This is a genomic window from Paraflavitalea speifideaquila (assembly GCF_032395985.1).
Lineage (GTDB): Bacteria > Bacteroidota > Bacteroidia > Chitinophagales > Chitinophagaceae > Paraflavitalea > Paraflavitalea speifideaquila.
On the sequence record NZ_CP135920.1, the window covers coordinates 3,511,144 to 3,532,516 of the forward strand.

24 protein-coding genes and 1 pseudogene are annotated in these 21,373 nt (G+C 49.0%); all 25 read left to right on the forward strand.

The window, feature by feature from the left end:
* The first annotated feature begins 14 nt into the window (after positions 1 to 14).
* The 25 genes and pseudogenes from RS881_RS23920 to RS881_RS24045 all read left to right on the forward strand — a co-directional run bounded on the left by RS881_RS23920 (position 15) and on the right by RS881_RS24045 (position 21,355).
* Positions 15 to 557, forward strand: coding sequence for an acyl carrier protein (locus tag RS881_RS23920; protein WP_315823388.1), 543 nt, complete (start codon positions 15 to 17; stop codon positions 555 to 557).
* A pseudogene (locus RS881_RS62600) lies at positions 476 to 2,271 on the forward strand (KS-MAT linker domain-containing protein); the annotation flags it as partial. The gene RS881_RS23920 and the pseudogene RS881_RS62600, both read left to right, overlap by 82 nt.
* Positions 2,272 to 2,282: 11 nt before the next feature.
* Positions 2,283 to 4,055, forward strand: coding sequence for a type I polyketide synthase (locus tag RS881_RS23935; protein ID WP_315823391.1), 1,773 nt, complete (start codon positions 2,283 to 2,285; stop codon positions 4,053 to 4,055).
* A 394-nt stretch (positions 4,056 to 4,449) separates the two neighbouring features.
* A complete protein-coding gene (locus RS881_RS23940; RefSeq protein WP_315823392.1) occupies positions 4,450 to 5,151 on the forward strand; it encodes a KS-MAT linker domain-containing protein in 702 nt (233 codons plus the stop codon).
* Complete coding sequence (locus RS881_RS23945) at positions 5,148 to 5,594, forward strand: hypothetical protein (protein ID WP_315823393.1); 447 nt, start codon at positions 5,148 to 5,150, stop codon at positions 5,592 to 5,594. Before RS881_RS23940 ends, RS881_RS23945 begins: the two co-directional genes overlap by 4 nt.
* Positions 5,546 to 6,709, forward strand: a complete 1,164-nt coding sequence (locus RS881_RS23950; RefSeq protein ID WP_315823394.1) for a beta-ketoacyl reductase — start codon at positions 5,546 to 5,548, stop codon at positions 6,707 to 6,709. The genes RS881_RS23945 and RS881_RS23950 overlap by 49 nt, the downstream gene beginning before the upstream one ends.
* Complete coding sequence (locus RS881_RS23955) at positions 6,615 to 8,642, forward strand: type I polyketide synthase (RefSeq protein WP_315823395.1); 2,028 nt, start codon at positions 6,615 to 6,617, stop codon at positions 8,640 to 8,642. The genes RS881_RS23950 and RS881_RS23955 overlap by 95 nt, the downstream gene beginning before the upstream one ends.
* A gap of 56 nt (positions 8,643 to 8,698) precedes the next feature.
* Positions 8,699 to 9,592, forward strand: coding sequence for a KR domain-containing protein (locus RS881_RS23960; RefSeq protein WP_315823396.1), 894 nt, complete (start codon positions 8,699 to 8,701; stop codon positions 9,590 to 9,592).
* On the forward strand, positions 9,547 to 10,257 hold the full coding sequence (locus RS881_RS23965; RefSeq protein WP_315823397.1) for an SDR family NAD(P)-dependent oxidoreductase: 711 nt from the start codon (positions 9,547 to 9,549) through the stop codon (positions 10,255 to 10,257). The genes RS881_RS23960 and RS881_RS23965 overlap by 46 nt, the downstream gene beginning before the upstream one ends.
* A complete protein-coding gene (locus RS881_RS23970; RefSeq protein WP_315823398.1) occupies positions 10,215 to 12,605 on the forward strand; it encodes a beta-ketoacyl synthase N-terminal-like domain-containing protein in 2,391 nt (796 codons plus the stop codon). The genes RS881_RS23965 and RS881_RS23970 overlap by 43 nt, the downstream gene beginning before the upstream one ends.
* Positions 12,566 to 13,105 carry an acyl carrier protein gene (locus RS881_RS23975; RefSeq protein ID WP_315823399.1) on the forward strand — a complete coding sequence of 180 codons (540 nt, stop codon included), beginning with the start codon at positions 12,566 to 12,568 and terminating at the stop codon, positions 13,103 to 13,105. Before RS881_RS23970 ends, RS881_RS23975 begins: the two co-directional genes overlap by 40 nt.
* A gap of 18 nt (positions 13,106 to 13,123) precedes the next feature.
* A complete protein-coding gene (locus RS881_RS23980) occupies positions 13,124 to 13,786 on the forward strand; it encodes a DUF2306 domain-containing protein (RefSeq protein ID WP_315823400.1) in 663 nt (220 codons plus the stop codon).
* Positions 13,787 to 13,877: 91 nt separating this feature from the next.
* A complete protein-coding gene (locus RS881_RS23985; RefSeq protein WP_315823401.1) occupies positions 13,878 to 14,054 on the forward strand; it encodes a hypothetical protein in 177 nt (58 codons plus the stop codon).
* A 21-nt stretch (positions 14,055 to 14,075) separates the two neighbouring features.
* Positions 14,076 to 14,477: an MATE family efflux transporter gene (locus tag RS881_RS23990; RefSeq protein WP_315823402.1), complete on the forward strand. Its 402-nt coding sequence runs from the start codon at positions 14,076 to 14,078 to the stop codon at positions 14,475 to 14,477.
* A gap of 14 nt (positions 14,478 to 14,491) precedes the next feature.
* Entirely contained in the window at positions 14,492 to 15,145 is a 654-nt protein-coding gene (locus RS881_RS23995) for an MATE family efflux transporter (RefSeq protein WP_315823403.1), read from the forward strand.
* 39 nt (positions 15,146 to 15,184) lie between these two features.
* Entirely contained in the window at positions 15,185 to 16,078 is an 894-nt protein-coding gene (locus tag RS881_RS24000) for a glycosyltransferase (protein WP_315823404.1), read from the forward strand.
* Positions 16,051 to 16,932, forward strand: a complete 882-nt coding sequence (locus RS881_RS24005) for a glycosyltransferase family 2 protein (RefSeq protein WP_315823405.1) — start codon at positions 16,051 to 16,053, stop codon at positions 16,930 to 16,932. The genes RS881_RS24000 and RS881_RS24005 overlap by 28 nt, the downstream gene beginning before the upstream one ends.
* A gap of 1 nt (position 16,933) precedes the next feature.
* Positions 16,934 to 17,533, forward strand: coding sequence for an MBL fold metallo-hydrolase (locus tag RS881_RS24010; protein WP_315823406.1), 600 nt, complete (start codon positions 16,934 to 16,936; stop codon positions 17,531 to 17,533).
* Positions 17,534 to 17,627: 94 nt separating this feature from the next.
* On the forward strand, positions 17,628 to 17,831 hold the full coding sequence (locus tag RS881_RS24015) for a hypothetical protein (protein ID WP_315823407.1): 204 nt from the start codon (positions 17,628 to 17,630) through the stop codon (positions 17,829 to 17,831).
* Positions 17,797 to 18,315, forward strand: a complete 519-nt coding sequence (locus tag RS881_RS24020; protein ID WP_315823408.1) for a peptidase associated/transthyretin-like domain-containing protein — start codon at positions 17,797 to 17,799, stop codon at positions 18,313 to 18,315. The genes RS881_RS24015 and RS881_RS24020 overlap by 35 nt, the downstream gene beginning before the upstream one ends.
* On the forward strand, positions 18,269 to 18,991 hold the full coding sequence (locus tag RS881_RS24025; protein ID WP_315823409.1) for a TonB-dependent receptor: 723 nt from the start codon (positions 18,269 to 18,271) through the stop codon (positions 18,989 to 18,991). Before RS881_RS24020 ends, RS881_RS24025 begins: the two co-directional genes overlap by 47 nt.
* Positions 18,943 to 19,848, forward strand: a complete 906-nt coding sequence (locus RS881_RS24030) for an outer membrane beta-barrel family protein (protein WP_315823410.1) — start codon at positions 18,943 to 18,945, stop codon at positions 19,846 to 19,848. Before RS881_RS24025 ends, RS881_RS24030 begins: the two co-directional genes overlap by 49 nt.
* Before the next feature lie 23 nt (positions 19,849 to 19,871).
* Positions 19,872 to 20,096 (forward strand): hypothetical protein, encoded by a 225-nt coding sequence (locus RS881_RS24035; RefSeq protein WP_315823411.1) that lies wholly within the window; start codon positions 19,872 to 19,874, stop codon positions 20,094 to 20,096.
* Between the two features lie 342 nt (positions 20,097 to 20,438).
* The gene (locus tag RS881_RS24040; protein WP_315823412.1) at positions 20,439 to 21,035 is read left to right on the forward strand and encodes a ketopantoate reductase family protein; all 597 of its coding nucleotides are present in this window, start codon (positions 20,439 to 20,441) and stop codon (positions 21,033 to 21,035) included.
* Positions 21,002 to 21,355, forward strand: a complete 354-nt coding sequence (locus tag RS881_RS24045) for a ketopantoate reductase family protein (RefSeq protein WP_315823413.1) — start codon at positions 21,002 to 21,004, stop codon at positions 21,353 to 21,355. The genes RS881_RS24040 and RS881_RS24045 overlap by 34 nt, the downstream gene beginning before the upstream one ends.
* The last annotated feature ends 18 nt before the right edge of the window (positions 21,356 to 21,373 follow it).

The following is a 21,373-nucleotide window of genomic DNA, read 5'->3' on the forward strand; positions in this document are numbered from 1 at the left end:
ACCTTACTACCAAAATGGTAAGGGCCGAAGCAGGCATTGGCCATGCCCATCAACAGGCGCCGGATGCAAGTATTACACCTTTCACTACCAGTATCGGGAAACAAGCACCTGCACTTATTGATTATTTAAAACAACTACTGGCGGCTTATCTCCATACCGATGCCACTGCTATTGAAGAAAAAGCAGGTTATTACGAAATGGGTTTGCACTCGGCCAGCTTATTACAAATTACGGCTGATATTGGTCGCCAGCTGGGCATTGATCTGCCACCTACCATTTTATTTGAATACCCCAATATTGCTTTACTGGCTGCTGCACTTAGCAGTCAATATACCCTTTCAACGGTTGCTGATGCCATACCGGTTTCCATTGCGGCAACTACCCCTAAGGATACAACCTCAGCAGCTCAGGCAGAAGATATTGCCGTTATTGGTGTAGCGGGTAAATACCCGCAGGCGGATAACCTGCAAGTGTTTTGGGAAACCTGCAGGCAGGCCGCAATTGTATCACAGAGATACCTGCCTCCCGGTGGGATACCACGCAGTATGCAGACATAAAATCGCCCACCGGCAAAAACATATCGGGATGGGGAGGTTTTATCAATGAGCCGGATTGCTTTGATCCACGTTTCTTCAGGATATCGGCCAGGGAAGCGGAATTGATGGACCCACAGGAGCGTTTATTCCTGGAGACCTGCTGGGCAGCCATGGAAGATGCGGGTTATACACCCGACAACCTGATCACCCATGCCAACAAAACCGGCAATGGTAAAGTGGGCGTATTTGCCGGGGTCATGCATAAAGATTATACGTTAATAGGCAATGATGAAACGATGCAAGGCGATAAGTTGCCTTTATCGCTGAGCAATGCTTCTATTGCCAACCGGGTCTCTTATTACTGCGATTTTCATGGTCCCAGTATGGTAGTGGATACCGTGTGCTCATCTTCCCTCACCGCCGTTCACCTGGCTTTGCAAAACATCCGGCTCGGTGAATGTGCAATAGCCCTGGCCGGTGGTGTAAACCTATCCTTGCATCCGGCCAAATACCTCACCTATGGGTTAATCGACATGCATTCCAGTGAAGGGATATGCAGAACTTTTGGGAAGGGAGGTGATGGATATGTATCGGCCGAAGGGGTAGGAGCGATTGTTCTGAAACCATTAAAAAACGCAATACAGGATAATGACCAGATCTATGCGGTTATTAAAGGCAGTAGTGTGAACCATGTAGGCAGTGTAAGCGGCATTACGGTGCCCAGTCCCGTTGCCCAGGCCGGCATGATCAAAGACTGCCTGGAGAAAACAGGTATTGATCCGCGCACCATCAGTTATATAGAGGCGCATGGTACGGGTACTTCCCTGGGTGACCCCATTGAGATACAGGGATTGAAAAAGCATTTGCCGGCTATACCACCGACAACCAGTTTTGCGCCATTGGCTCTGTCAAGTCCAATATTGGCCATGCGGAAGCTGCTGCAGGCATCAGCGGACTGACCAAAGTATTGCTGCAATTCAAGTACAAAACCCTGGTGCCTTCCCTGCATGCTACAGAATTGAACCCTTATATCGACCTGGAACATTCGCCCTTCTTTGTGCAACAGGCAACCATGCCCTGGAACCGCCCTGAGTTATTGCAGCACAACAAGCGGGTTACCTATCCCAGAAGGGCTGGTATCAGTTCTTTCGGCGCCAGTGGCGCCAATGTACACATCCTGCTGGAAGAATACAATTATCCGGAGGAAGTTGCAGCCCATCAACAAAACAATACCAATAACAACCTTACTTATATTATACCATTCAGTGCGAAGAACAAAGAACGTTTAGTTGACATGGTACGCAATATGCTTCGCCTGTTGGGTTCCCCTTCGGGTCCATTGCCAACACTGTTGGATATGGCGTATACTTTGCAAACAGGCAGGGTAGCCTTGGAAGAAAGGGTGGCCTTTGTAGTAAATAGCATCCCTGCACTGATCGAAAGTTTAAGGGGATACCTGGACAATAAGCAATTGGACAATTGCTTTTGGGGCAATAGCAAAAACGCTACCGCCAAAGAACAATTAGCAGGGAAAAATAATACCGTTGCCCATAGCGGCATTCATTCTGCAATAGACTTTGCTTCGTTGGCTGTGGAATGGGTGCAAGGGGGTGAAGTCAATTGGGCGGCCCTGTACACAACACCTGGGCAATTCGATCCTGGGAAACCCCGTAGGATCAGTTTGCCCACTTATCCCTTGCCCGTGAATCGTATTGGATATCCGGTACAGGGGTAAAGAAAGCTGTAGTGAATAATACCGCTGTTACGGAGACTGCAAACAGCGCACCTTCCGAATCCAGTATTGTACCTGCGCCTGCAGTGAAAGTGGCTCCACCGGAAGGGCCAGTCAGCAACCTGCTGTTGGAAAAAACAGTATACCAGTTAAAGGTTTTGTTTGCGGGTATTGTGAAGTATCCTGTTCACCAGATCGATGAGCAGGAGGCACTCGAAAACTATGGTATTGATTCTATCATGATCGTGGAGCTGAATAAGCAGTTGGCGGTTATTTTTGGCGACCTGCCAGCTACCTTGTTTTACCAATACCAATCCCTGGGCGCATTAGCTGGCTGGCTGGTACAAGATCACCACGAGCCATGCATTGCCTGGACAGGTGTGCGATCACAACCAGCAACACAGCCACCGGTAAAAACCAATAAGCCTATTACAAAGTCTGCTGTTCTGTCCTCTTCCGATTCCATTGCCATTATTGGCATCAGCGGGCGTTATCCTCAGGCCAGTAACCTGGATGAATATTGGGACAACCTGCGTGCAGGAAAAGATTGTATTACTGAGATACCTGCTGACCGGTGGGCGGTGGATGGCTTTTTCCATGCAGATAGTGAACAGGCCGCCAGTTTAGGAAAGAGCTATGGCAAATGGGGTGGTTTTATTAATGATTTTGCAGGCTTCGATGCGCGGTTCTTCAATATATCGCCCAAGGAAGCACGCGGCACTGATCCACAGGCACGCCTTTTCCTGGAAACCTGCTGGCAGGTATTGGAAGATGCCGGATATACACGCGCCACCCTCAAAAAATTATACCAGGGAAATGTGGGGGTATATGCAGGCGTAACGCGTACTGGTTTCTCCTGCTATGGGGATGAGTTGATGAAGCATGGTCAATATGTGATCAATGCTACGAGTGCCATTGCCAACCGGGTATCTTATTTCTTCAACCTGAAAGGGCCTAGTGTACCGGTTGATACGATGTGCTCTTCTTCTTTGACCAGCATTCACTATGCTGTAGAAAGCCTGTTGAAAGGAGAATGCGCCATGGCCCTGGCGGGTGGGGTCAACTTGTTGTTGCACCCTTCGGATTATGTATTGTTAAGCGCCAACAATTTCCTGTCGGCCGATGGCAGGTGCCGCAGCTTCGGTGTAGGTGGTACCGGCTATGTACCCGGCGAAGGCGTAGGGGCAGTTTTGCTAAAGCCATTATCCAGGGCAATATCCGACAAAGACCATATCTATGCCGTGATAAAAGGCAGCAGCATTAACCACGGAGGTAAGACCAATGGGTACACCGTGCCCAATCCAGTAGCGCAGGGTGACCTGATCCGTCAGGCCCTTGATAAAGCCCAGGTCAATGCCCGTATGATCAGTTATGTAGAAGCGCATGGTACGGGTACGATGCTGGGCGATCCGATAGAGATTGCTGGTCTTACCCAGGCATTCAGTACGGATACCAGCGATACCCAATATTGCGCCATCGGATCGGCCAAATCCAATATTGGCCACCTGGAAGCTGCCGCCGGCATTGCCGGTATTACCAAGATCATTTTACAAATGAAACATGGTCAGCTGGCACCCAGTTTACATGCCGCCAGCCTGAACCCCAATATACAGTTTGACCGGTCGCCCTTTGTAGTGCAACAATCCTTATCCGCCTGGCAACGGCCTGTCACCACCATCAATGGTACCCGGAAAGAATGGCCCCGCATGGCTGGCATTTCTTCCTTTGGGGCGGGTGGCTCCAATGCACACATGATATTGGAAGAATTTATGCCGGCAGCTTATTGATACCAAAATCGAATCAAGCGATTCACAGTCGCCTTGCCGACTGTCAGCTTAAGGTATCACACTTTGACGGGCATTTGGCCCCCTTTAGGGTCCCCGCTTTGTAGCAACATGTTGCATATTCGATGCGGCGCCATAGGCGACGCCCCGGGTGGTGCGCCTACAGCGCACAAAACACATTATATACGTTTTTTACAAAGCGTGAGCCCCTAAAGGGGCCCGTCAAAGACAGCTTCGACAAGCACAGTCCTGCTAAGCGGGAGAAAGACATGCACCGTCTTTGAGTAAACGACATTGACTCACCATTCTCTATTCACAACTATGGGTTCCACTTTTATTATACTCCTTTCTGCGAGGAATACAGACCGATTGCGGGCATATACTACACTATTGCTGCATGCTTTGCGGCAAGGGAGGTATACAGCGGCTCAATTGCCCGGTATTGCTTTTTACCCTTCAAACCGGCCGCGAGGCGATGGAGGAAAGGCTGGCCTTTTCCATCAGCACCCTTGCCGAAGGGATCGACCAACTGGAAGGCTTCCTGGCGGGTGTAGCACCCTCAGAACAGCTATTTACCGGTAATGTGAAGGAATACAAAGACAACCTGCAGGCCATGCTTCAGGAAGCGGATATGGCGGCAATGATCGACGGATGGCTCCAGAGCAACAAGCAGGACCAACTCATGGCGGCCTGGTGCAAAGGCTTTCCGGTTGATTGGGAGGGTTTGTATACCAATGCTTCCGGTGAAATGAATTGCCCGCAAAGGGTGAGTCTGCCAGTTTATCCGTTCGACAGAAAATACTATTGGATATCAGAACAGCATACCGGCCCTTTGATCACTACAGTCGATAGTACCAATACTATACAAGCAACACCACAGCCTGCAGTTGCTGTTACTGCACCACCTGCCGCAAAACCCGCCCGTGTGGAAGAACCCTTCCAATTGATGACCTATGAAGAAAGATGGCAGGAAAAGAACCTGACACAGACAGCTGCCTCAATCAAACATGTGTTGTGTTTTGCCAGCGATAGCCATTCCCAGCAAGTATTCCTGGCGGCTATGCAAAAGAATGATCCGGCTGTGCAGGTGTTTTCGTGACCCGACAGGAGATTGCTGCCAACTATCAAACGCTGCTCACTACTATTGTTCAGCAAAAGGGCGCCATTGATGCCATTGTGTATTTATGGGCGCTGGAAGACAGGTCGTTGTTGAAAGACTATTCTATCCTGGCGTCTATGCTGCAAGGAATAGCAGCCGGAAAGATCGCTGTAAAACATATACTGCTGGCAGCACAATGGCCTACACAAAAGAATGACCCCAACCTGGAACGTTGTTATGCCGAATCCTGGATCGGCTTTGAACGGTCATTGAAATTAATACTGCCGGGTGTACAATTGAGGGCTGTATATGAAGAAATAGTACAGCAGCCAACGGGCATCACGGAATGGACAAACCGCATTTGGGCAGAACTGAACAGTGCCGAAAAAGATCGGTGCTGTATACACAAGGGATCAGGTATATACAGCAAGTGCAATCTGTGACCCTGCAAGCTGGTAATAACCTGCTAAGAAAGGGAGGCACTTATTTGATCACAGGCGGTTTGGGTAAGTTGGGCCTTTTGTTTGCCCGTTACCTGGCTACGCAGTATGGGGCCAACCTGGTATTAACGGGCCGGTCTACACCTGGCGCAGCTGGTCAGCAAGCCATCCAGGAATTGAAACAACTGGGCAGCCGGGTTTTCTATTTGCAGGCGGCCGTTGATGATGCCAATGCCATGCAGCAAGGATTACAGCAGGTAAAAGACCAGTTTGGTATTATACTGGGAGTGATCCATGCAGCCGGAACGATGGATGCGCACCTATTGCCTGATAAAACACTACCCGCTTTTCAACAAGTATTGGACCCGAAGGTGAAGGGCACCATTGTGCTGGATGAACTATTGAAAGCTGAGCCGCTGGAATTCATCTGTTATTTTACTTCTTCTGCCGCTATCCTGGGCGATTTTGGAGCTTGCGATTATGCAATTGCCAACCGCTTTCAAATGGCTTTTGCACAAAGTCGCGGGCAATTGGTGGCCAACGGACATCGGCAGGGAAAAACAATTGCCATCAACTGGCCCTTGTGGAAAGAAGGAGGCATGGACCTGCAGGAAGAAGAAAATACCCGGCTATACCTTAAGTCGAGTGGCCAGCGCTATTTGGAATCAGCAGAAGGCCTGGCGCTTTTTGAACAGCTCCTTCTGCAACCGGCGCAACAACTACTGGTGGTAGCCGGTCAGGAAAGCAAGGCCAGGCGTTTCCTGGGCATACAAGCGGTCAATGAGGCATTGCCTCCTAATGCGTCTGTATTAACCCCTACGGTTGCTCCAACTACCAGGCCAGCAAGAAGGGCGTTAAAAATGACGGAGGCGCTGGAACAAGACCTGATCATGCTGGTGAGCCGGGCGCAGCAAATTCCGGAAACCGAACTGCTGCCCGATGATAACCTGGCCGATATTGGTTTTGATTCTATCAGTCTGACAGAACTGGCGCGCTTGCTTAGCGCGCATTTTAGTATTACCATTGCACCCGCTATCTTTTTTTGGTTACTCTACCATCAGCAAACTGGCAGCCTATTTTCTGAAAGAACAGGCCTCCGTAGTGGAAGCCTTCTATAATAATACCTCTAACGCATTGCTTAGTGGATCACCTGCACCCATTGAAGAAGTGGCCGCCCTACCACCACAGCCACCCGTATTACCACCCGCAACTACTACAGCGATGCCTGCGACCAGAACCGTACGAACAGGTTCCTTTACACCAGAACCCATTGCAGTGATTGGCATGAGTGGCCGTTTTCCGGGAGCGCGTACAACAACCGAACTGTGGGAGATATTAGCAAGCGGCAAAGATGTAGTAGGGGAGATACCGGTTGAACGGTTTGACTGGCGGCCTTATTACAGCCCTGAAGGGACTGTAGTCGGCAAAACGAATTGCAAATGGAGTGGTATGATGCCTGGTATTTATGAATTTGATCCTGCTTTCTTTGGTATATCGCCCAAAGAAGCGGAAACTATGGACCCACGCCAGCGTTTACTGCTACAGGAAGCCTGGAATGCCCTGGAAGATGCCGGTTACGGACCTGATCAGATCAATAATAGCCGGGTCGGCTTGTTTGTAGGGGCCGAAGAAAGCGGCCATACGATGCCTGCTGATGATGCAGCGCTTACTTCCACGCACAACGGTATTTTGGCGGCCAGGCTTTCTTATTTCATGAACCTCTCTGGTCCCAATATGGCCATCAATACGGCTTGTTCATCGGGATTGGTAGCGGCCCACCAGGCATTTCAAAGTTTGCAAACGGGCGAATGTGATACGGCCCTGGCAGCCGGGGTCAACATCATGTATTCGCCGGAATTGTATGTGGGGATGACGCAGGCAGGTATGTTGTCGGATGATGGAAAATGTTTTGCCTTTGATCAACGGGCCAATGGTATGGTACCGGCCGAAGCAGTAGTGGTGGTGGTCTTGAAACGATTGTCGGACGCTGAAGCGGATGGCGATCCTATTTATGCCACGATTGAAGCCAGCGGTATTAATTATGATGGCAAAACCAATGGTATTACAGCCCCCAATGGCCTGGCGCAGGCATCCTTATTCAAATCGGTTTATGATCGATTTGGCATCCATCCCGGATCGATTGAATACCTGGTGACGCACGGTACGGGCACACGCCTGGGCGATCCGGTAGAAGTGAATGCCTTGCATGATTGTTTCAAAGCCTATACAGATAAACGATCTTATTGTGCCATCACCTCGGCCAAATCCAATATTGGGCACAGCTTTGCGGCTTCGGGGCTGGTAAACATGGTAAACCTGGTACAGGCATTCAGGCAGGAAGCCATTCCGCCCAGCCTGCATTGCCAGGAAATAAGTGATTATATCAACTGGCCCGAAACAGCCTTTTACGTCAATCAGGAACTACAAGCCTGGCCGGCTATACCCGGCAAAGAGCGCATGGGTGGCATCAGTGCTTTTGGAATGAGCGGCACCAATGCGCACATGGTATTGCAAAGCTATTGCAGCAAGAACAGGCAGCCCGAAACGGAAGGCGCTTTGCACTTGCTGGTATTATCGGCCAAAACACCGGCAGCTTTGCAGGAAAGAGCGGTTCAACTGGCGCAAGCGCTGGAAGAGGGTCAGTTCGATACAACCCGGCTATCTGATGTTGCCTATACGTTATTGGCAGGCCGCCATCATTTCAAATACCGCGCTGCCTGTATTGTTGATACGAAAGCAGCTGCGCTGCTGTTGTTGAAACGGATGGATGGCAAGCAGAAAGCGCCCCGGCTTTTTCAAGGAGAAGTGTTGCGTGATTTTAAAGAGCGTTCCTCCATCAACAAATACATCGCCAGCCTGGCCAGGCAATGCAGTGTACCCGCCAACGATTCCCCGAGCTGGAAGATCACCTGGCCGCCCTGGCCGATCTGTTTTGCCAGGGATATGCTATACCGGCCAACTATTTATATGAGCACCGCGATGCTAGGCGTATTCATTTACCCGGCTATCCATTTGCCCGGGAGGAATACCGGATACAGCCTGCACAAATAATAACCACCAGTAATAACCCTGTTGCTGAACACACAATAAGCCAACTGGACAACCAGTTGCCCGATGATCATTCGCTGATGACCTTTGAAGAAACCTGGCAGGAAGCAACCATCTCCTCCAGCGATGCAGCCACTACTATCAACACATTGGTTTGCATTCTCCACTCACCCGCCAATCAGGAGCTCATCAGCGATCAACTCCGTTCGCTTCATCCGCAGGTAAAACTGTTGTTTGTTGCTGCTACAGGCAAGCAGCACAGTGCGACTAACCTCCTGCCAATCTATTGGCTGGAAGATAAAGAGGAAGCAGCCTATAAGGATGTCTTCCGCCGCATCAAACAGGAACATGGAACACCCGATGCCATTGTATACCTGAATGCCCTGGAGCAAAGCAGGCATAACCAGGATTATTTTCCCTTGTTTGCCATTACCAGGGCTATCTATACCGGGCAAATGGCGGTGAAGCAATTCATCGTGAGTGGTAGCTGGGCCAGTACGGTAGACGGCGTATCGGCTGATAGCGCTTACCTCCAATCCTGGACAGGCCTGGAGCGTACGGCCAAAACGGTATTGCCGCATACCAGGGTCAGTTGTGTATTTCATGAAACAGGCACTGAACCCTTCTCTATAGGTCAATGCCTGAACAGGCTTTGGCAGGAACTGCAGGCAACCCACAATGAAACGGTTCTATACCGGAACAATAAACGATATACCCGCCAGGTACGGGAATGTACTTTATCAACTGGTGACACAATACTCAAACAAGGGGGCACCTACCTGATTACGGGTGGTTGTGGTGGGCTAGGATTGATCATTGCCACCCACCTGGCCAAAACTTATAAGGCACAACTGGCGCTTACGGGAAGATCACCATTGGATGCTGTAAAGAGAGCGCCCTACAAGCCTTGCGTGAACTGGGCAGCCAGGTCATGTATATACAGGCCGATGTAAGTGATGAGGTAGCGCTGCAGGTAGCCCTGGCCTCCATACGGTATCAGTTGGGCCCTATCCAGGGCGTGATCCATGCGGCGGGTGTAGCCGGTGATAAAACGATCTTTAACCAGGACTATGAACAGTTTGGCCAGGTGCTGCAACCCAAAGTGCAAGGAACGCTGGTATTGGACCAGTTGCTGGAACAGGAGCCACTTGATTTCATGTGTTACTTCTCTTCTGGCACCGCTATACTGGGCGACTTTGGTACCTGTAATTATGCCATTGGCAATCGTTTTCAAATGGCGTATGCACAGTACCGCAACGAATTGGTGCAGGCAGGGCAAAGGAAGGGTAAAACAGTAGTGATCAACTGGCCTTTGTGGAAGGAAGGAGGAATGCACCTGAAAGAAGATACGCTCACGGAACTATTTCTTAAGTCGACCGGCCAAAGGCTGTTACATACGGAAGAGGGCCTGGGGTTGTTTGAACAATTACTGACACAGACAGCTACTCAGGTGCTGGTATTGGCAGGCAAGCCGGCACGACTACGCCAAATGCTGGGCATCACGCCGGTAACGGCACCAACTACACAACAAGCACGAACTGTGACAGCCAGTAAGCCCAGCCTTCGGAAAAAGAAATGGGCGACATTGACATGGAACAGTGTATTGAATGGGACCTGAAAGACCAGGTACATCAATTGCTCAAAATAGCCACCAACAAGATTGATATTTATGAAAACCTGGTGGATATCGGTTTTGATTCCATCAGTCTAACCCAACTGGCCAAATCACTATCAGCCCATTTTGGTTTGGAATTATTGCCCGCCGTATTCTTTGGTTATCCGACCATTGAAAAGTTGGGGGCTTATTTATGGCAGGAACACCGGACCTTCCTGCAGGACATCTATCGTGTATCAAACGAGGAGCCTGTTTTAAATACACCAAACGTTGTTGAAGCCACGCCTCAACCAACCGTGGCAGCTGTGGCAAAACCGCAAGCTATGCCGGCGATTTCTGTAGTACCTGGCACAACGATACCAGAACCCATTGCCATCATTGGCATGAGTGGCCGGTTTGCCGGCGCAAGGGATATTGAAGGTATGTGGGCAGCGTTGGCCGGTGGCCATGATGCGATAACAGAGATTCCACAGGAGCGGTTTGACTGGCGACCCTATTACAGCATGGGCAATATGGAGGCGGGTAAAACCAATTGCAAATGGAGTGGACTGGTGCCCGGCATCGAAGAGTTTGATCCTTTGTTCTTTGAGATACCGCCCAAACAGGCGGCTACGATGGACCCGCGTCAACGGCTGTTGTTGCAGGAAGCCTGGAAAGCGTTGGAAGATGCCGGCTATGGCGCCGAACAGTTGAAAGCCAATAAGACGGGCATGTATGTAGGCGCCGAAGAAAGCACCTATGCCGGCCTGGTGGGTAATGAAGGCAACCTGACTGGTAATAACAACGCCATCCTGGCGGCGCGGCTGTCTTATTTCCTGAACCTTTCAGGGGCGAATATGGCCATCAATACGGCCTGTTCCTCGGGGCTGGTAGCAGTTCACCAGGCCTGTCTTAGCCTGCGCCATGCTGAATGTGACACAGCCATAGCAGCCGCTGTCAACCTGTTGTTTACACCCGAGCCTTATATCGCCATGAGCCAGGCCGGAATGCTATCGCCCAATGGCAAATGTTACAGTTTCGATAAACGGGCCAATGGCATGGTACCCGGAGAAGCGGTAACGGTGGTGGTATTGAAACGGCTGTCGAAAGCAATAGCAGACGGGGATGCCATTTACGCCACCATTGTGGGCAGTGGCCTCAACTATGATGGCAAAACCAATGGCATTACCGCCCCCAGCGGCATTGCCCAGGCAGCCTTGTTACAATCGGTATACGATCAATGCCGGGTAAACCCGGCTAATATTGATTATATAGTAACGCATGGTACGGGCACTCCTTTGGGAGATGCGGTTGAGATCAGCGCCTTGCAGGATGCATTTAAACCTTATACCAACCAACAATCGTATTGCGCGCTGACTTCCTCCAAAACCAATTTTGGACATACGCTCGCTGCTTCGGGCATGGTAAGCCTGATCGGATTGGTGCAATCATTTCAACATGACCTGATACCTGCCAGCCTGCATTGCGCAGAAGAGAACAACCATGTCAACTGGAACAACAGTCCATTTTACGTCAACAAAGCAAGCAAACCCTGGTTACCAGTACCCGGCAAAGAACGGCTGGGGGCAGTGAGCGCCTTTGGTATGAGCGGTACCAATGCGCATCTGGTGTTGCAAAGCTATACGCCCTTATCTATGCCCAGGGAAAAGCAACCACCAGCAGCTTATTTGCTGGTGTTATCGGCCAAATCGTCCGCCGCCTTAAAAGACAAGTTAACGGATATGGTACAGGCCATGGAAAGCGGCCGGCTGGTGCAAGCCAACCTCACGGATATAGCCTATACATTATTAGCGGGCCGTCACCATTTCAGGTACCGTTGTGCGGCCGTAGCGTCTACGAGGGAGGATGCCATTCACCAGTTGAAGCAACTGGCCAATGGAGTCAGCAACCTGCACCTGTTTCAAGGCGAAGTGTTGAATGATAGCAGGAACCAGTCCACCATAAAAACCTATATCAACAACCTGGCCGCTCAATTAAATCAGTCTCCTGCCAATGGGCAGGTGTATGAAGAAGGGCTGGCCATCCTGGCCGGTTATTATTGCCAGGGATATGAATTGCCTGCCGGCCTTTTATATGCGACATTGGGTGCGCAAAGGATCCATCTACCTACCTATCCTTTTGCCCGGGAAAAATATTGGGTAAAGGCATCACTGGCCAACCTACCGGTGGTGGTACTCACTCCGGAACCGATAGAAGTACCCAAAGCGCCCAAGCCGCCCGAAGTTATTGAGCCACCAATAGCCAGTCCGGAGAAAAAGGCCACCAATGGGAATGGCCATGCCAAAACCAACCAATACCTGATTGCCCTGCTTTGCTCGGTTACGGGCTTACCCCGGAGGTCATCGATGTAGATACTTCCTTTACCAGTTATGGTATAGATTCTATTTTGATCATGCAATTAAAGAACAAGCTGGAAGCGGTGGCCGGCGAATTACCCACCAACCTGTTCTTTGAGCACACGACCATCCGGTCGCTAGGACACTACTTTATTACTGAATACCCTGGTTTATTGAATGAGGTGGTGACACCTGCCCCTGTAGCCGAAACGCTGCCCGAAGACCTGGCAGCTGTTCTTCAGCACGATCCCAATGCCCTGCACGATTTCCTTACTACCACCATTGCCGATGCCCTGGGTATTGACAAAGCAACGATGGAACCGGCGCTCAGGCTGGAGTATTACGGGGTGGATTCTATCCTGATGGTACAATTGAAAAACAGCCTGGAAAAAGTATTCGGCAACCTGCCTGCCAGCCTGTTGTTTGAGTATCCCACTATCCAGGACCTGGTGACTTATTTCTCCGGCGCCGCCACAGACTCACCATTATTGGTGACAGAAGATCAAAACAATTAAAAACATAAACCTGCTTATATGAAAAGTAAAGTGTTAACCAACGAAAAGATAGGCCAAGCGCCTAATTACAACAAGATTGCCTGGGGAATAGTAATAGGTATGGCCTCGCTGCTCATTTTGTATTATTTATGGACGAGGGGCTTTGTTTATTTCAAATACTCCAAAGAAGTGTACACGGATTATTTCTGGTACCGGGCGCCCTGGTTGCTGGTGCATGTTATTTGCGGTATTGTAGCCACGCTCATTGGGCCCTTCCAATTCATTGCCCGTTTCAGAAACCGTTATCCGCAGTTGCACCGCAATATGGGCAAAACCTATTTGGGCGCCATTGTTATTTCCACCCTGGTTTCTTTTTACCTGGTATCTACTGCCCAGTTGGGTGTAGCTTATGCCACTGGCCTTGCCATGTTGGGTATCGTTTGGCTGGGCACTTCGTTGATGGCCTGGGCCTCGATCATAAAGGGCAATGTAATGATGCACCGGGAGTGGATGATCAAAAGTTATGTACTCACGCTGTCCTTTATAGGTTTCCGTTCGGTAGAAGACCTGTTGACGAAAATGAATATCAGCAATTTCGTTGACCGGAAGATACTCATGGCCTGGGCCTGTTGGGCCGTTCCCTTTTTATTACGGAACTCATTTTACAAGCACGCAGAATTTCTATTGCACAAAAATAAATAGCACCCATATTTATGTCTAACTCTGATATGCTGGGCTCTGTAAAGGTCCGCAAGCTCATCTTTATGCTTGGCTGGCCGGCAGCCCTCAACTTTTGGTGGTTACGATCTACAACCTGACGGATGTATTTTTTGTTGGCCACTACCTGGGTACAGCACAAATTGCCGGGGTAGGGGTAGTGGGGGCCGTGATATTTTTATTGTCTTCTTTGATTGGCCATTGGTGTGGGCGCCTCATCGGTCATCGCCCGGGCATTGGGAGAACGCAATAAAGAGAAAGCTTCTTTGCTTTCATGAACGTGAATATGCTGGCCTGGTCCTGCCACGTGGTGATCGTATTGCTGGGCTGGATCTTCCGTGACCCCATATTAACTTTCTTCGGGGCCAAGGGTGATATCTTTCCCCATGCCCTTGCTTATTACAAGGTATTGTTGTTTGGTGTACCCTTTCTCTCCTGGTCCATGTTGGGCAATCATATCATTCATACCATGGGCCATGCCAAAACGGCCATGCTGAACGGACTATTGCCCACGATCGTCAATACCGCCTTAAATCCCTTGTTCATCAAAGTATTTAACATGGGTATCGAAGGTTCTGCCTGGGCCACCATGATCGGCTATTCACTCAATGCCTTGCTGGTACTGCGTTTTTCAGCGGTCCTAAAAATGAGATCAGGATCGCCTGGGAATATGTAAAGCTCAAGCTGTCGTTGATCCGTGAAATGGCTGCTATTGGAGGCAGCGTATTGCTGGATGTATTTACGGCCAACCTGTTTGTGATCGTACTCAACCAGATACTCTTCAAATACCAGCAGGAAGCCGGGGTGGTGATCATTAGTATTATCCTGCGCATTAATCACTTGTTCCTGATCCCTGTAATAGGTCTTGAAAGTGGTATCAGGCCCATTATTGGATACAATTATGGTAGCCGCCAAATGTACCGGGTGCGGCAGGCCATAGTGGGTGGGTTGCAATATGGCCTGCTCATCATTTACCTATTGTACGGTGTGGTGGTGCTCACCAGTCCGTACTTTATTCATTACCTGACGAAGGATCCCTTTATTGCCGCCGAAACCCTGCGCGGGCTGAAGATCATTTATTCGTTTTTCCCCTTTATGATCGCGCAGGTGGTAGCCTCCTCTTATTTCCAGGCTATCGGGCGGCCTAAAACGGCTTTTTTCTTAACGGTACTCAAAAACATTGTTTTACTGATCCCTTTACTATACGTCTTCGCTTACTGTTTCGGCTACCAGGGTGTGCTCTACACCTTCCCAGTGGTAGATATCATCAGCGCAGCAACAGCCTTCTGGCTACTCAGGAATGAGCTGCTGTACAAGCTTGCCAAAGGAGAGCCTGCCAATTGACGTGTCACTTATACCATATCACCTATCTAAAATGAAAAAATGGAAACTTACATTAAACCAAAAGCAAAGGCTGACGTTTCATTGAACAACCAACCACTGACGCCAAAGAAGGTCTTTGCTGAAAAAAGAGCGCTGATCGGGAAGAAGTTTGTAAACCGCCGCATGCTGCTGCTCGTATTGTTATTTAGTTTTGCTTATGTGTTCTTGCATCTGCTGGTAGTGCGTCATTTACCCGTATACGCGATTGTGCTTATTGAAATTGTCATTTTTGTGATGGTATGGATCAAGTTCTACCAAATACTGTTTGACCTGAAGTTATTGTTCTTCTTCAACAATACGTATGATGCCAAGGCCCCATTCCCGGCCGACAAAGGGTATCCCACGATCTCCTTTATTGTACCTTCTTATCACGAACCTTTCCCGGTGGCTAAAATGACCTTCGACTCGATCGTTAAAGCGCCGTACAAAGGGCGGAAGGATATTATCATGGTAGATAATTCGCGGGATACGGACACGGAAGATTTTATTTCGCTGCAAAACTATGTGAATACGTATGCGCTATTGCACCCGGAAGACAATGTAACGGCCCGGTTTATCTACAATACAGAAAAGGGAAAATTAAAACCCGGCAACCTGGACCTTGGTTGGCTGCATGTAGAAGACAGTGAATTTGTAGTGATCCTGGATATAGATTCTACCTTACCGGCACATGGCAATTTGTTGGAAAAGGCAGTAGCGGAATTTATAGCCGATGGTAAATTGGGCTTTCTGCAATTTACCATCCGGGCTACCAATAATCACTTTAATGACCTGACGCAATCGGTAGCGGCCTCACAAAACCTGCACCGTATGCGGTTGGTGAGCCGCAGTTATGGGGGTATAAAATATTTGAAGGGCACAATGGCATGTGGCGCTCTTCGGTATTGGAAGTAATAGGCACGTGGACAGATTACTACAAGGGCAATATCATGGTTACGGAGGATATCCTGAAATCGGCATTGGTATATGCCAATGGGTATTATGGTAAATCATTGAATATCCCTACGGGCGAATGGGTGCCCTGTTCGCTGAATGCGCTGGAAGGAATGTGGATGCGGTGGACCTATGGTACTTCACAGGTATTGTTCAAATACTTCAAGCAGATCTATTGCCGGTATGTATCAATGACCGAGAAGTTTGATATCTCGTACCATGTGTTGAATAACCTGTTGAATGGGTTTGTGTTTCCCATTGCGCTCTTATTCCAATGGTTTATGCCGGGTAGCGCTGCCAACCTGTTTCTGCTGATAGGCTATATACTGCCCCAGGTGGTAGGCATCTTCACCATCTACTTTACCTCGGTCACCAAACTGGAGGCGTCTTTATTCAAAAGGATCAGGTACGTGTATTCGGCTTTCTTCCTGGTAGATACCTTCATTATGCTGACGCAGCTAAGGAGCACCATTAATTTCCTGGTGGGTGTGTCCCAAGGTTGGAAAGTGACCGCCAAAGGGGTAGAAAGCAGGTTCAAATGGAAAGAGCTGTTGTTCAGCAAATCTTTTCATATCCTGATGGCGCTGGCCGGCATTGGGGTTTGCCTGGCGAGCTGGGTGGTGCATTATGGCGCCAGCTTTGCCCAGCTTGGTCAATATGCGCTGCTGTTATTCATGAGCATTAATGTGTTGCTTTGTATCGCTGTATTTGGAAAAGACAGGCATGATGAGCAACACCATGTTGATTCAGCGGTTATTGATGGCCCTGCGGCCACAGCGATCGATATGCAGGAATACAAATTTGATGTAGCCTGATATGATACTGGTATACCCCTTGCGTGTACGCCGGGCCACGCTCATTAATTATACTTACCTGGTAGTGCACCGGGCCAGCAGGGAGGCGCTGTTGATAGATCCCGGCGCAGAAGCCGATGTGATCCTGGAGCAGATAAGGCAATCCAACTGCTCCATTAAAGCCATCCTGTTATCGCATCATCACCAGGATCATACGGCACTGGCTTCCTTCTTTGCCAACTGCTTTCAGGTGCCGGTATTCATGAGTGCTATTGAACAGGCGTATCATGGCTTTACCTGCGACCGGCTTCAACCCTTTACGCCTGGTCATGTATTGAGCTTTGGTCAACTTAGTGTTTTTCCCTGGCATACGCCCGGCCATACCAGGGGCGGGGTTTGTTACCAGGTAACAGATCATCTTTTACGGGCGATACCTTGTTCCCTGAGGGATGTGGTATGTGCTTTGGGCAGGGGAGTGATCCGGTTGATATGTACAACAGCTTGCAACAGTTGCGCCGGCATATTGACCCCGCTGTGCGGATCTACCCGGGGCATTCTTATGGCACCGGTCCGGGTGTTTCGTTTAGTCATGTACTCAATAACAATATCTACTTCCATCTGAAAGAAATAACCGCCTTTGTAGCCTTCCGGATGCGGAAGCACCAACGGGGCTTATTCAATTTCAAATAATCTATCACCAGCCAAATACGCCAATTATGAGAAGCTTATTATGGAGCCTTGCCCTCCTATGCCTGTATGGTCCTGTGCTGGGCCAGGCGCGGCTAACCGGCAAAATTGCCCAGGCCGATGGCAAGCCACTGGCATTTGCCAATGTATACCTGTTAAAGGCCAGCGATACCAGTCTTGCCAAAGGAAGCATGGCCAATGAACGGGGAATATGCCCTGGAAGTGGCCATTAATGGCCATTATTTCCTGCAATACAGTGCCGTAGGTTTCAAAACCTTTAGTTCACCCAGCTTTGAGGTCAATAGCAACCAAGGAGATAAACACCTCGACCTGCAGGTAATGGAAAAAAATGTGGGGGAAATGGAAGAGGTAGTAGTACGCGCCTCGAAACCGCTGTTCCAGCAGGATATGACCAAAACGATCGTCAACGTACAGAGTAGTATTTTATCCAAAGGCAGTTCGGTACTGGGTGTGCTGGAAAGATCGCCGGGGGTACTGATCGACCGGCAAAACAACCGGATCGTACTCAATGGGAAAAGTAGTGTATTGGTGATGATCAATGACCGGGTGCTTCGCCTATCGGCCTCGGAGATCAACAATATGCTGGATGGTATGAGTGCCAATAATATTGAAAAGATCGAGTTGCTGCCAGTGCCGCCAGCCAAATACGATGCGGAAGGCAGCGGGGGTGATCAATATTGTGGTAAAGAAAGATGAGAATTATGGTACCAATGGGTCAGTGGCTTTTACAGCCGGCTATGGACTGGGCCTTAAATCGGTAGCCGGATTTAGCCTCAATCACCGCAAAGGAAGGCTGAATGTATATGGTTCGTATAACTGGTCGTACGATAAATCATCCTGGAAACTAACAGCCCGTGGCGGTTTCCAGTTTCCGTATGATGATGGCAAGGGGCACCGCGCTTCGGACTTTGTGAATGAGCGCAACTCCACCCGGCAGGTACACAATGCTACAGCAGGCATTGATTATATGATCGATAAAAAGACCAGTATTGCCGCCAGTTCCATCCTCTCGTTCAATACGCTGCCTTCCCAGGGTATTACCCGGGCCAGGTATACGATCTATGGAGATTCATTGTTGGTGCTGGGCGCCGACATGACGGAAAAGAACAAATGGGTAACGGTCATTAACAATGTGAACCTGCAAAGAACGCTGGGCAAAGATGAAAAGATCAACCTGGCGGTTGACTATATCTATTATGAGAATAACAACCCTTCTTCCTACGTCAATTTTTTCCGTAATAAGGACGGGAAGGATATCAGTTCGCAGGACCCTGCTTTTTTACACAGCAAAAGATCACGAATAAAACACCGATCAATATCTGGGTGTACAGTGCCGATTATGAAAAGCGCTTCAGTTCGCATGTGCGGTTGATGGCAGGTGTAAAGGCTTCCGAATCGCGCCCTGAAAATGCCCTGGAATTGGTGAATATGTACAATGGCGAATGGCAGTATGCCAACGGCATATCCAATAACATGAAAATGAAGGAATCGATCCAGGCGGCCTATTCTTCTGTAGAACTGGATTACAATAAAACCAAGTTCAATGTGGGCTTACGGTATGAGCATACCAATACGCAGGTAGGGTATGATGTGGCCGGGAAACCCGGGCTCGACCGGCGTTTTGGTAACTTATTCCCTTCTGTTTTTGTACGGCGGGAACTGTCTGATGCTTCCAGTATTCAGCTGGCTTATAGCCGAAGGATCGCGCGGCCACCTTTTGCAGCCATTGCACCCAGTGTAACGTTTAACGACATCTATTCTATTTACCTGGGCAACCCGATGTTGCGGCCAGCTATTACGGATAATATACAGACCACCTTCCAGTACAAGCAATACCTGTTTTCACTGACATATAGTAAAGACAAGAATCAATTTATCGAACACCAACATATAGAAAGCCCTTCGGACAGCAGTTTCCAAATTGTAACGCAAAACCTCAAATACCAGCAGTCGGTGATCCTGCAGTCCTCTTTTCCATTAACGATCACTTCCTGGTGGAAGACGTACAATTCCATTTCCCTGGGTTGGAAAGAAATTGTAACAGCTTATACAGCTGCGCCTAATTTCACTAAAAACTATCCGGTCATCAATATTTGGATGGGGCAATATTTTACCCTTCCGGCTGGCTTCGCCGCGGAGCTGACGGCTTTCTTTTATTCCACGGATTACAGTGGCGCTTACAAGCGCAGGGGATTTGGATCGCTGGGAGCCGGACTGAAAAAGACCTGAAAAACAACAAGGGTAGTTTCCTCTTGTCGGCTCCTGACCTGTTTAGTCTTACGCATTACAGGTTGTATATGGAGCCTGGCCTGGCGCCCTATAAATTAACAAGTAATATTGATGGGATACCGGAATCCAGGAGAAGCTTTATTATTAAGCTCACGTATACCAAATCGTTTGGCAATAACAAAGTAAAGAGTCAGCGCCAGGTAGATAGTGGTTCGCGCGAAGAACGCGACAGGATCAGGAAGGATTGACCTCAAAGTTTGACTGGTTTGGTTTATGAATAATTCAATGTCGTTTAGCGTTTTGCCCCTACAGGGCAAATGAAATTTATTGACATTCATTTCTACCAAGCTGGTGCCCCTAACGGGGCGGGAATACCCTTCGATAAGCTCCGGGAAACAGCTTAACTAAACAACATTGAATAGCTATTATTGATCGTGCTTGTAGAAATTGACCCTTATGCTTGTTTGTTCAGGTGTAAGGGCCTTTTTATGGATTAAGGATAGGGCAACTGATACCCCTGGAATTGATAAAACTGCTCCTGTTGTAGTGTTGAAATTTGGCAGACCTTTACTGACCACAAACAGGAAGTTATGCAACAGGTGTATATTATTGGCGCCGGAGCAGTAGGCAAGGTATTGGCAGTGACAATGGCCTTGAACAACAGAAAGGTTGTACTGCTACGCGGCAGTGTTGACAACCAGGCTGATTATTGTGAAAAGATACAGGTGGTCACTGCGCAGCAGGGCGTACTGGAGGCTAATATTGAAGTGAGTACCTTAAGCAATACGCCCGCATTGAATGGACTGATCGTATTGACCAATAAATCTTTTGGCAATGCCGGCCTGGCACAGGGGTTGAAGGGGAAAACAGGCGATTCGCCCCTGGTGTTATTACAGAATGGCCTGGGTGTAGAGCAGGTATTTGTTGACAACGGATTTCCGCAGGTATTCCGTTGCGTATTGTTTATGACCAGCCAGGTAATGGCCGAAAACCAGATCAGCTTTAAGCCCGTAACGGCTTCTCCGGTAGGGCTGATAAAAGGCGATGCCCAACTGGTTGATCCCATCGCAGAGCAGCTCAATAGTCCGCATTTCGGCTTTAAGGCCGAGTCTGCTATTCAACCCATCATCTGGAAAAAGCAATTGCCAATAGTGTGTTCAATTCCATTTGCCCCTTACTGGAAATAGACAATGGTATCTTTCACCGGAGCCCGTCTGTACTGGCCATTGCCCAACGGGTAGTTACTGAATGTGTAGGTATTGCCAATGCCCAGGGGATTGGCCTTACGGTGAATGAAGTGATGGAAACGGTGCTGATGATCAGTAGGCTGTCGGATGGTCAACTGATCTCTACCTTACAGGATATAAACCACAAACGTCCTACTGAGATCGAGACGCTGAACCTGGCGATTGTACAAATAGCCCAAACTTTACAGTTGGAAAATACGGTAAGAGAAACCCGTTTATTGGGTGAGTTGACGAAACTAAAATCGGAATTAAGCCGGTAAGGATGGCTTACCGGCACT

What these genes read in the sequence shown, in the direction of transcription:
- RS881_RS23970 (WP_315823398.1), top strand. Translation starts at nt 10,215, where the DNA reads ATGGGCGACATTGACATGGAACAGTGTATTGAATGGGACCTGAAAGAC.
- RS881_RS24000 (WP_315823404.1), top strand. Translation starts at nt 15,185, where the DNA reads ATGGAAACTTACATTAAACCAAAAGCAAAGGCTGACGTTTCATTGAAC.
- RS881_RS23990 (WP_315823402.1), top strand. Translation starts at nt 14,076, where the DNA reads ATGAACGTGAATATGCTGGCCTGGTCCTGCCACGTGGTGATCGTATTG.
- RS881_RS24015 (WP_315823407.1), top strand. Translation starts at nt 17,628, where the DNA reads ATGAGAAGCTTATTATGGAGCCTTGCCCTCCTATGCCTGTATGGTCCT.
- RS881_RS24025 (WP_315823409.1), top strand. Translation starts at nt 18,269, where the DNA reads ATGCGGAAGGCAGCGGGGGTGATCAATATTGTGGTAAAGAAAGATGAG.
- RS881_RS24040 (WP_315823412.1), top strand. Translation starts at nt 20,439, where the DNA reads ATGCAACAGGTGTATATTATTGGCGCCGGAGCAGTAGGCAAGGTATTG.
- RS881_RS24010 (WP_315823406.1), top strand. Translation starts at nt 16,934, where the DNA reads ATGATACTGGTATACCCCTTGCGTGTACGCCGGGCCACGCTCATTAAT.
- RS881_RS23920 (WP_315823388.1), top strand. Translation starts at nt 15, where the DNA reads ATGGTAAGGGCCGAAGCAGGCATTGGCCATGCCCATCAACAGGCGCCG.
- RS881_RS24020 (WP_315823408.1), top strand. Translation starts at nt 17,797, where the DNA reads ATGAACGGGGAATATGCCCTGGAAGTGGCCATTAATGGCCATTATTTC.
- RS881_RS23980 (WP_315823400.1), top strand. Translation starts at nt 13,124, where the DNA reads ATGAAAAGTAAAGTGTTAACCAACGAAAAGATAGGCCAAGCGCCTAAT.
- RS881_RS24005 (WP_315823405.1), top strand. Translation starts at nt 16,051, where the DNA reads ATGTGGCGCTCTTCGGTATTGGAAGTAATAGGCACGTGGACAGATTAC.
- RS881_RS23940 (WP_315823392.1), top strand. Translation starts at nt 4,450, where the DNA reads ATGCTTTGCGGCAAGGGAGGTATACAGCGGCTCAATTGCCCGGTATTG.